This is a genomic window from Phyllobacterium bourgognense, assembly GCF_003337575.1.
GTDB classification, from domain to species: domain Bacteria; phylum Pseudomonadota; class Alphaproteobacteria; order Rhizobiales; family Rhizobiaceae; genus Phyllobacterium; species Phyllobacterium bourgognense.
In genome coordinates, this window is record NZ_QPJM01000003.1 from 381,608 (window position 1) to 392,068 (window position 10,461).

The following is a 10,461-nucleotide window of genomic DNA, read 5'->3' on the forward strand; positions in this document are numbered from 1 at the left end:
CACTTTTTGCCCCATGGAGAAACGGCATGAACCAAGAGGTCATGAATCTTTTCAATCCTCAGGTGCCTGTGCAGGCATTCGATTCCATCCGGATATCGATCGCCAGCCCTGAGAAGATTCTGTCCTGGTCATACGGTGAGATCAAGAAGCCGGAGACGATCAACTACCGCACTTTCAAGCCTGAGCGGGATGGTCTTTTCTGTGCTCGGATCTTCGGGCCGATCAAGGACTATGAATGCTTGTGCGGCAAGTACAAGCGCATGAAATACAAGGGCATCATCTGCGAAAAGTGCGGTGTGGAAGTCACGCTGTCACGCGTTCGCCGTGAGCGTATGGGCCATATCGAACTCGCAGCCCCGGTTGCGCACATCTGGTTCCTGAAGTCTCTGCCTAGCCGTATCGGCACATTGCTCGACATGACCTTGAAGGGCATCGAGCGCGTTCTCTATTTCGAGAACTATATCGTGACCGAGCCGGGCCTGACTGCGCTGAAGGAGCATCAGCTACTTTCGGAAGAAGAATACATGATCGCGGTCGATGAGTATGGTGAGGATTCCTTCACCGCACTGATCGGTGCCGAGGCTATACATGAACTTCTGGCTTCGATGGATCTGGAAAAGATCGCCGGCGATCTGCGTGAGGAACTTGCTACAACGACTTCCGATCTGAAGCAGAAGAAGCTCATGAAGCGTCTGAAGATCGTCGAGAACTTCCTGGAATCGGGCAACCGTCCGGAATGGATGATCATGAAGATCGTTCCGGTGATCCCGCCGGACCTGCGTCCGCTGGTTCCGCTGGATGGCGGACGTTTTGCGACGTCCGACCTCAACGACCTTTATCGCCGCGTTATCAACCGTAACAACCGTCTGAAGCGCCTGATCGAACTGCGCGCTCCTGGCATCATCATCCGCAACGAGAAGCGCATGCTTCAGGAATCGGTTGATGCGTTGTTCGATAACGGCCGTCGTGGCCGCGTCATCACCGGTGCCAACAAGCGCCCGCTGAAGTCGCTGTCCGACATGCTCAAGGGCAAGCAGGGCCGTTTCCGTCAGAACCTTCTGGGCAAGCGCGTCGACTATTCCGGCCGTTCGGTTATCGTGACTGGTCCGGAGTTGAAGCTGCACCAGTGCGGTCTGCCAAAGAAGATGGCGCTCGAGCTTTTCAAGCCGTTCATCTACGCGCGTCTTGACGCAAAGGGTTACTCCTCGACCGTCAAGCAGGCGAAGAAGCTGGTTGAAAAGGAAAAGCCGGAAGTCTGGGATATTCTCGACGAAGTCATCCGCGAGCATCCGGTTCTCCTGAACCGTGCTCCGACGCTGCATCGTCTTGGCATCCAGGCGTTCGAGCCCATCCTGATCGAAGGCAAGGCAATCCAGCTGCACCCGCTCGTCTGTACCGCTTTCAATGCGGATTTCGACGGCGACCAGATGGCTGTCCACGTTCCGCTTTCTCTGGAAGCGCAGCTTGAAGCCCGCGTTCTGATGATGTCGACGAACAACATCCTGCACCCCGCCAACGGTCTGCCGGTCATCGTTCCGTCGCAGGACATGGTCCTCGGCCTGTACTATCTGTCGATCGTTGCGGCGAAGGAGCCGGGCGAGGGCATGGCCTTTGCCGATATGGGCGAACTTCACCATGCTATCGGCAGCGGTGCAGTGACCCTGCATACAAAGATCAAGGGCCGCTTCAAGAGCATCGATGCAGACGGCAAGCCGACGTCGAAGATCTACGAGACCACACCTGGTCGCATGATCATCGGCGAGCTTTTGCCGAAGCACCACAACGTGCCTTTCGACATCTGCAATCAGGAAATGACCAAGAAGAACATCTCCAAGATGATCGACACGGTCTATCGCCATTGCGGACAGAAAGAGACGGTCATTTTCTGCGATCGCATCATGCAGCTTGGCTTCGGTCATGCTTGCCGTGCCGGTATCTCGTTCGGCAAGGACGACATGGTCATTCCGGAAACCAAGGCGAAGCTGGTTGCTGAAACCGAAGCTTTGGCGACGGAGTACGAACAGCAGTACAATGACGGCCTGATCACTCAGGGCGAGAAGTACAACAAGGTCGTCGATGCTTGGGGCAAGTGCACCGAGAAGGTCGCCGACGAAATGATGGCGCGCATCAAGGCCGTCGAGTTCGATCCTGTTACTGGCCGCCAGAAGCAGATGAACTCGATCTACATGATGTCGCACTCGGGTGCTCGTGGTTCGCCGAACCAGATGCGCCAGCTGGGCGGTATGCGCGGTCTGATGGCCAAGCCTTCAGGCGAAATCATCGAAACGCCGATCATTTCGAACTTCAAGGAAGGCCTGACCGTGAACGAGTACTTCAACTCGACCCACGGTGCCCGTAAGGGTCTTGCCGACACCGCCTTGAAGACGGCTAACTCCGGTTATCTGACACGCCGTCTCGTTGACGTCGCTCAGGATTGCATCGTCATTTCGGTTGATTGCGGCACGACAACGGGCCTCACGATGCAGCCGATCGTCGATGCCGGTCAGGTAGTTGCGACCATCGGCCAGCGTGTTCTCGGCCGTACGGCACTTGAAGACATCCTGCATCCGGTTTCGGGTGACGTGCTTGTCAAGGGCGGCAACATCATCGACGAGTTCGATATCGATGCCATCGAAAAGGCTGGTGTTCAGTCGATCCGCATCCGTTCGGCTCTCACCTGTGAGACCCGTGGCGGCATCTGCGCCAAGTGCTACGGCCGCGATCTGGCCCGTGGTACCCCGGTCAACCAGGGTGAGGCTGTCGGCGTTATCGCTGCTCAGTCCATCGGTGAGCCAGGCACGCAGTTGACGATGCGTACGTTCCACCTTGGTGGTACTGCGCAGGTGGTCGATCAGTCGTTCCTCGAAGCCAGCTATGAAGGCACGGTGCAGATCCGCAACCGCAACGTGGTGCGCAACTCGGATGGCCATCTGGTCGTCATGGGCCGCAACATGGCTGTTGTCATTGTCGATGCGACCGGCAAGGAACGCGCAACACACCGTGTCACCTACGGTTCGCGCATCTATGTCGATGATGGTGATAATGTTAAGCGCGGCCAGCGTGTTGCCGAGTGGGACCCCTATACCCGCCCGGTCATGACGGAAGTCGAAGGTCATGTCGAGTTCGAAGACATGGTCGATGGTCTTTCGGTTACGGAAACGACGGACGAGTCCACCGGTATCACGAAGCGCGTGGTTATCGACTGGCGCTCGACACCGCGCGGTTCCGATCTGAAGCCGGCGATCGTCGTCAAGGACAAGAACGGCAAGGTTCTGAAACTGGCAAAGGGCGGCGATGCTCGCTTCCAGCTGTCAGTTGAATCGATCTTGTCGGTCGAGCCGGGTTCGCATGTGAAGGCGGGTGACGTTCTTGCCCGTATTCCGATGGAAAGCGCCAAGACCAAGGACATCACCGGTGGTCTGCCGCGCGTTGCGGAACTGTTCGAGGCCCGTCGTCCGAAGGACCACGCTATCATCGCCGAAATCGATGGTACGGTTCGTTTTGGCCGCGACTACAAGAACAAGCGCCGCATCGTCATCGAGCCGAACGACGAAACCGTGGAGCCAGTCGAGTATCTGATCCCCAAGGGCAAGCCTTTCCATCTTCAGGACGGCGATGCCATTGAAAAGGGTGACTATATCCTCGACGGCAATCCTGCACCGCACGACATCCTGGCGATCAAGGGCGTGGAGGCTTTGGCTTCCTACCTCGTCAACGAAATCCAGGAAGTCTATCGTCTGCAGGGCGTTCTGATCAACGACAAGCACATCGAAGTGATTGTTCGTCAGATGCTGCAGAAGGTTGAGATCACCGAGTCAGGCGACACCGGCTTCATCGCCGGCGATCATGTCGACCGGATCGAGCTGGACGAAATTAACGAGCGTTTGGAAGAGGATGGCAAGAAGCCAGGCTACGGCACTCCGGTGCTGCTCGGCATCACCAAGGCCTCGCTCCAGACCCCGTCGTTCATCTCCGCAGCATCCTTCCAGGAAACAACGCGCGTCCTCACGGAAGCCGCTGTTGCCGGCAAGATGGATGCTCTGCAGGGCCTGAAGGAGAACGTCATCGTTGGACGTCTGATCCCGGCAGGTACCGGCGGAACGGTCAAGCAGATCCGCCGCATTGCCGGAGCCCGCGACGAGTTGATCATCGACGAGCGTCGCAAGGAAGCCGGAGCAAGCGCCGCGAAAGCCGGCCCGATGCTGACGGACATGACAGGCCAGCCGGCCGAATAAGCTGGTAGCCAACACCAAACCAAAAGGCCGCCCCGGAGCAATCCCGGGCGGCCTTTTTCATGACGGTCTCAATCGAGTGCAACTAAAATTCTACTGAGAGTGGAAATTCTTGCACCAGATTCGGCATTTCTTGTGGAGGTTTCGGCGGTTCTTATGTGAGATTTGAGTCTTTTCATGCAAAAGCTTTGCAGGGATCGATTTGAGTCATCCAAAAATCAAACCGTTCGAAGCGGAGATAAATTGCGGCGTCGGCCAAGGGCACTCAGCTGAGGCGCCATGCCGTTAGCTCAACCCTAGACTGCGGTAGAAATAATTGAACGTATGACGAGAAAGCCCGATCTTAATCGTTGAACTCGATGAGCGCCGCCTGGCCGGTGAGGGCGCTCTTCCAGGCGGAGAGGTGCGGTTCGTCTTCGGGCTCTTCGGTCAGCGTACCGATCTCCAGAAGCTCGGCTTCCTCATAGCCGGAATTGGCGAGGATCTTTAGCGCCAGTTCTACCAGCCCGTCGGCATCGTCGTTCATCAGCAGCAGGTGAACCTGGCGCGGCTCGCCGTCTTTGTCCTTCCAGACATCCGCAACGATGAGATGAACTGTTTTTATTTCCGCATTGTCCGATGGCATAGAATTGGTTCCTAGTTTTATGCTCTATGTCTATCTGAAATCGTGCCGTTCATGAAATCAGAATATTCGTTGGTGCATTTGAGAGAGGGCGTAAATGCTACAATTCGATCACATGACAGTCATCGCACCGACATTGGAAGAGGGCATTGAGTACGTTTCTAACTGCCTGGAAATCGATCTGATAAATGGAACGACCCATACCGATATGTGTACACACAATAGGCGAGTCAAATTGGGAGAGAGCTGCTATCTCGAAGTGATTGCCATTAACCCTGACGCGCCTTCACCAAGCTGTCCACGGTGGTTTGGCCTTGATGAGATTGAGGCGGTCCGTACTGAATGGTCGAAAGGCGCACGCCTTCGGGGTTGGGTTGCAAGGACCAATGAAATTGACAAGGTTCTTAGGTTGCACGGCCACCTCCTCGGGTCCACGAAATGGCTCGACGACCATTTTAATTTCTCGGTGCCAGCGGGCGGAGAGTTACCAATGGGGGGGATTCTGCCTTCCGTAATAGACGTAGGTGATAATCCACCCACAGCGACAAGCTTGGTAGATCAGGGAGTGCGACTAAGAGAATTCGTGCTTGAACATCCGACTCCATCCAAGATCATTGCGCTCTATAATGAGATGGGGATCGTTGAGCCACCAAAAGTCAGAGAAGGCGCACGCCCCTGTTTTAGCGCCCTGCTGGATACACCTAGTGGGTTGACGGTCTTGAAATGACCTCCGATGGCAAAGGTTCTCTGGAATCACTAACTAAGAGGCAGAGGCGGACTCGTTTTGTTTGAATAGCCGTAGCGTGAATTACTTCGCATTGTCCCTAGTACTGAATTGATCGCTGATTCCCCGATTCTGGTCTGTGATGTCGGGCGGAGTATGCATGAGGCGGCTAACTGTCATCAATCTGGGCAAATCCCTGTGCAAGAGACGAAATATTGCTTGAATTAATGCGCGTCCGGCGAAACTATCTTACATTCGGGCCCGCAAGAGCCTGCAAACGCTGCAAACCTTAATAATATTGTGGCTTCAGGCTTGACGAAAGCCTGGGGACACAGTATCAGCAGCCCATCTGAGCCGATGTGAGATTGGCCGTTTCGGAGCGACACGCTCTGGAGATCATCTCAAACAGGGTTCGTTTTACGATCGAAATGCAATTTGCCGCTCGCATGAGGCCTTTAGGGCTTCCTCTGCTTTTATTCGGGCAACCACCCTTGCGGTGGTTTAGTTGCCCGAATTCGTGCATGAGCATGGCGCTGAAACGGCCCTGACGGGCGAAGATACGAGATTTGTGCCGAAGTGCCTAGCGCTTTGATACGCATTACAAAGAGGGAAGGTTGAATGCCTACCGTAAACCAGTTGATCCGCAAGCCGCGCACTGCGCCGGTCAAGCGCAATAAAGTCCCTGCTCTGCAGGAAAACCCGCAGAAGCGCGGCGTTTGCACTCGCGTCTACACGACGACCCCGAAGAAGCCGAACTCGGCTCTGCGTAAGGTCGCCAAGGTGCGTCTGACGAACGGATTTGAAGTCATCGGATATATTCCGGGTGAGGGGCATAACCTTCAGGAACACTCTGTCGTGATGATCCGCGGCGGCCGTGTAAAGGATTTGCCGGGTGTTCGTTACCACATCATCCGTGGTGTTCTGGATACCCAGGGCGTCAAGAACCGCAAGCAGCGCCGTTCCAAGTACGGTGCGAAGCGTCCGAAGTAAGATTTTCCGGGACTTTGGCCACCAGGTAGGTCAACCCGATGCAGATAAGAGACAAAGAATATGTCCAGACGCCATAGTGCAGAAAAGCGTGAGATCAATCCGGATCCTAAGTTCGGCGATCTCGTTCTGACCAAGTTCATGAATGCAGTCATGCATCATGGCAAGAAGTCGATTGCCGAGCGTATCGTTTACGGTGCGCTTGAGTCAGTTGAGAGCAAGAGCAAGCAGGAGCCGGTTGCCCTGTTCCATCAGGCTCTCGACAATGTAGCGCCGCACGTTGAAGTTCGTTCGCGCCGCGTCGGTGGTGCAACGTATCAGGTTCCGGTCGACGTTCGTCCCGAGCGTCGTCAGGCTCTTGCCATCCGCTGGCTGATCAATGCAGCACGCGGCCGCAATGAGACGACGATGATCGATCGCCTGTCCGGTGAACTTCTCGATGCTGCAAACAACCGCGGCTCGGCTGTGAAGAAGCGTGAAGACACGCATCGCATGGCAGAAGCCAACCGCGCATTCTCGCATTACCGCTGGTAATTGCGAAAACATTAGTCCCAGAGGCACCATATCATGGCTCGCGAATATAAAATCGAAGACTACCGGAATTTCGGTATCATGGCGCACATCGACGCCGGCAAGACCACGACTACCGAGCGTATTCTTTATTACACCGGCAAGTCGCACAAGATCGGTGAAGTCCACGATGGTGCCGCAACCATGGACTGGATGGAGCAGGAGCAGGAGCGTGGCATCACGATCACGTCAGCTGCCACCACGACCTTCTGGAAGGGCCGTGACGGCAAGATGCGCCGTTTCAACATCATCGATACGCCTGGCCACGTCGACTTCACCATTGAAGTAGAGCGTTCGCTGCGCGTTCTCGATGGCGCGATTGCGCTTCTCGATGCCAATGCCGGTGTCGAGCCGCAGACTGAAACCGTTTGGCGTCAGGCTGAGAAGTATCATGTTCCGCGCATGATCTTCGTCAACAAGATGGACAAGACCGGCGCCGATTTCTATCGCTGCGTCGAGATGGTCAAGACCCGTCTTGGTGCCAAGGCTCTCGTCATGCAGTTGCCGATCGGCGCCGAGACAGAGTTCAAAGGCGTTGTCGATCTCATCGAGATGAAGGCACTTGTCTGGCGCGACGAACAGCTCGGCGCACAGTGGGACGTTGTTGAAATCCCTGCCGACCTCAAGGACCAGGCTGAAGAGTATCGCGAAAAGCTGATCGAGACTGCTGTAGAAGTCGATGAAGCTGCCACCGAGGCTTATCTCGAAGGCAACATGCCGGACAATGACGCTCTGCGCGCTCTGATCCGCATCGGCACATGCCGCGTTGACTTCCATCCGGTGTTCTGCGGATCGGCTTTCAAGAACAAGGGCGTACAGCCTTTGCTTGACGGCGTTGTTGAATATCTGCCTTCGCCGGTAGACGTTCCTGCCATTAAGGGCATCGATCCGAAGACCGATGCGGAAACGACCCGCAAGTCGTCCGACGACGAGCCGCTTTCCATGCTCGCCTTCAAGATCATGAACGATCCGTTCGTTGGTTCGCTGACTTTCTGCCGTATCTATTCCGGCAAGCTGACCAAGGGCATTTCGCTCGACAATACAGTCAAGGAAAAGCGCGAACGTATCGGCCGCATGCTGCAGATGCATTCCAACTCGCGTGAAGACATCGAAGAAGCCTTTGCCGGCGACATCGTTGCTCTCGCAGGCCTCAAGGAAACCACAACGGGTGATACGCTTTGCGATCCGTTGAAGCCGGTTATCCTCGAGCGCATGGTATTCCCCGAGCCGGTTATCTCGATCTCGGTCGAGCCAAAAACCAAGGCCGACCAGGAAAAGATGGGCCTCGCGCTCAATCGTCTTGCTGCTGAAGATCCTTCATTCCGCGTTCGGACTGATGAAGAGTCCGGCCAGACCATCATCTCGGGCATGGGCGAACTTCATCTTGACATTCTCGTTGATCGTATGCGTCGCGAGTTCAAGGTCGAGGCAAATACCGGTAGCCCCCAGGTTGCCTACCGTGAATCGATCACCCGCAAGGCCGAGATCGACTACACCCACAAGAAGCAGTCCGGTGGTTCGGGTCAATTCGCCCGCATCAAGGTTATCTTCGAGCCGCATGACGGCGACGATTTCATCTTCGAATCGAAGATCGTCGGCGGTGCGATTCCGAAGGAATACATCCCGGGTGTTGAAAAGGGTATCCAGAGCGTCATGGGTGCGGGTCCGCTCGCAGGCTTCCCGATGCTGGGCGTGAAAGCCACGCTGATCGACGGTGCATACCATGATGTCGACTCGTCGGTTCTCGCCTTCGAAATCGCAGCTCGCGCTGCGTTCCGCGAAGGTGCGCAGAAGGCTGGTGCCCAGCTGCTCGAGCCGATCATGAAGGTCGAAGTCGTTACGCCTGAAGATTACGTCGGTGACGTGATTGGCGATCTGAACTCACGTCGTGGTCAGATCCTCGGTACGGAACCGCGTGGTATTGCGACCGTCATCAATGCACAGGTGCCGCTGGCCAATATGTTTGGTTATGTGAGCAACCTGCGTTCGATGAGCCAGGGGCGTGCACAGTACACCATGCAGTTCGATCACTATGAACCTGTACCGGCAGCAGTCGCGCAGGAAATTCAGAAGAAGTTTGCGTAACCATAAGGTTGCGCGTGACAGTTGAAGTAAAGCCTGAGCAGGCGAACATATAACGGAGAGCTCAGATGGCTAAGAGCAAGTTTGAACGTAACAAGCCGCACGTCAACATTGGCACGATTGGTCACGTTGACCATGGCAAGACGTCGTTGACGGCCGCGATTACGAAGTATTTCGGTGAGTACAAGCCGTACGACCAGATTGACGCAGCGCCGGAAGAAAAGGCGCGCGGCATCACCATTTCGACGGCACACGTCGAATATGAGACGCCAGCCCGTCACTATGCGCACGTCGATTGCCCCGGCCACGCCGACTATGTGAAGAACATGATCACCGGCGCGGCGCAGATGGATGGCGCGATCCTGGTTGTTTCGGCTGCCGACGGCCCGATGCCGCAGACCCGCGAGCACATCCTGCTTGCCCGTCAGGTTGGCGTTCCGGCGATTGTCGTGTTCCTGAACAAGGTCGACCAGGTTGACGATGCCGAGCTGCTCGAACTCGTCGAGCTCGAAGTACGCGAGCTTCTGTCGAAGTACGATTTCCCCGGCGACGACATTCCGATCGTCAAGGGTTCGGCTTTGGCAGCGCTCGAAGATTCCAACAAGGAAATCGGCGAAGACGCCGTTCGTGCCTTGATGGCGGAAGTCGACAAGTACATTCCGACGCCAGAGCGTCCGATCAACCTGCCGTTCCTGATGCCGATCGAAGACGTTTTCTCGATCTCGGGCCGTGGTACGGTTGTAACGGGCCGCGTTGAACGCGGTATCGTCAAGGTTGGTGAAGAAGTCGAGATCATCGGCATCAAGCCGACGACGAAGACGACGGTGACCGGCGTCGAGATGTTCCGCAAGCTGCTCGACCAGGGCCAGGCCGGCGACAACATCGGTGCGCTGATCCGCGGCGTTGGCCGTGAAGACGTCGAGCGCGGCCAGATCCTTGCCAAGCCAGGTTCGGTCAAGCCGCACACCAAGTTCAAGGCAGAAGCCTATATCCTGACGAAGGACGAAGGTGGCCGTCACACGCCATTCTTCTCCAACTACCGTCCGCAGTTCTACTTCCGCACGACCGACGTGACGGGTGTTGTGACTTTGCCGGAAGGCACGGAAATGGTCATGCCCGGCGACAACATCGCAGTCGATGTGACGCTGATCGTGCCGATCGCCATGGAAGAGAAGCTGCGCTTCGCTATCCGTGAAGGTGGCCGCACGGTTGGAGCAGGGATTGTTTCTTCGATTATCGAATAA

The 10,461-nt window shown here is 56.0% G+C and carries 7 protein-coding genes; 6 read left to right on the forward strand and 1 reads right to left on the reverse strand.

The window, feature by feature from the left end:
- The first annotated feature begins 26 nt into the window (after positions 1 to 26).
- The gene (gene rpoC, locus C7476_RS08280; RefSeq protein WP_114429377.1) at positions 27 to 4,235 is read left to right on the forward strand and encodes a DNA-directed RNA polymerase subunit beta'; all 4,209 of its coding nucleotides are present in this window, start codon (positions 27 to 29) and stop codon (positions 4,233 to 4,235) included.
- A 340-nt stretch (positions 4,236 to 4,575) separates the two neighbouring features.
- On the opposite strand, the gene C7476_RS08285 is transcribed toward rpoC, so the two are convergent.
- Entirely contained in the window at positions 4,576 to 4,857 is a 282-nt protein-coding gene (locus C7476_RS08285; protein ID WP_114429378.1) for a hypothetical protein, read from the reverse strand.
- Positions 4,858 to 4,951: 94 nt separating this feature from the next.
- Here C7476_RS08285 and C7476_RS08290 point away from each other — a divergent pair, with 94 nt between their 5' ends.
- The 5 genes from C7476_RS08290 to tuf all read left to right on the forward strand — a co-directional run bounded on the left by C7476_RS08290 (position 4,952) and on the right by tuf (position 10,461).
- A complete protein-coding gene (locus C7476_RS08290) occupies positions 4,952 to 5,581 on the forward strand; it encodes a VOC family protein (RefSeq protein ID WP_114429379.1) in 630 nt (209 codons plus the stop codon).
- Between the two features lie 615 nt (positions 5,582 to 6,196).
- Positions 6,197 to 6,568, forward strand: coding sequence for a 30S ribosomal protein S12 (gene rpsL, locus C7476_RS08300; RefSeq protein ID WP_008121760.1), 372 nt, complete (start codon positions 6,197 to 6,199; stop codon positions 6,566 to 6,568).
- 60 nt (positions 6,569 to 6,628) lie between these two features.
- Entirely contained in the window at positions 6,629 to 7,099 is a 471-nt protein-coding gene (rpsG, locus tag C7476_RS08305; protein ID WP_099999168.1) for a 30S ribosomal protein S7, read from the forward strand.
- 33 nt (positions 7,100 to 7,132) lie between these two features.
- A complete protein-coding gene (gene fusA, locus C7476_RS08310; RefSeq protein ID WP_114429381.1) occupies positions 7,133 to 9,220 on the forward strand; it encodes an elongation factor G in 2,088 nt (695 codons plus the stop codon).
- Between the two features lie 65 nt (positions 9,221 to 9,285).
- A complete protein-coding gene (gene tuf / locus C7476_RS08315; RefSeq protein WP_114429373.1) occupies positions 9,286 to 10,461 on the forward strand; it encodes an elongation factor Tu in 1,176 nt (391 codons plus the stop codon).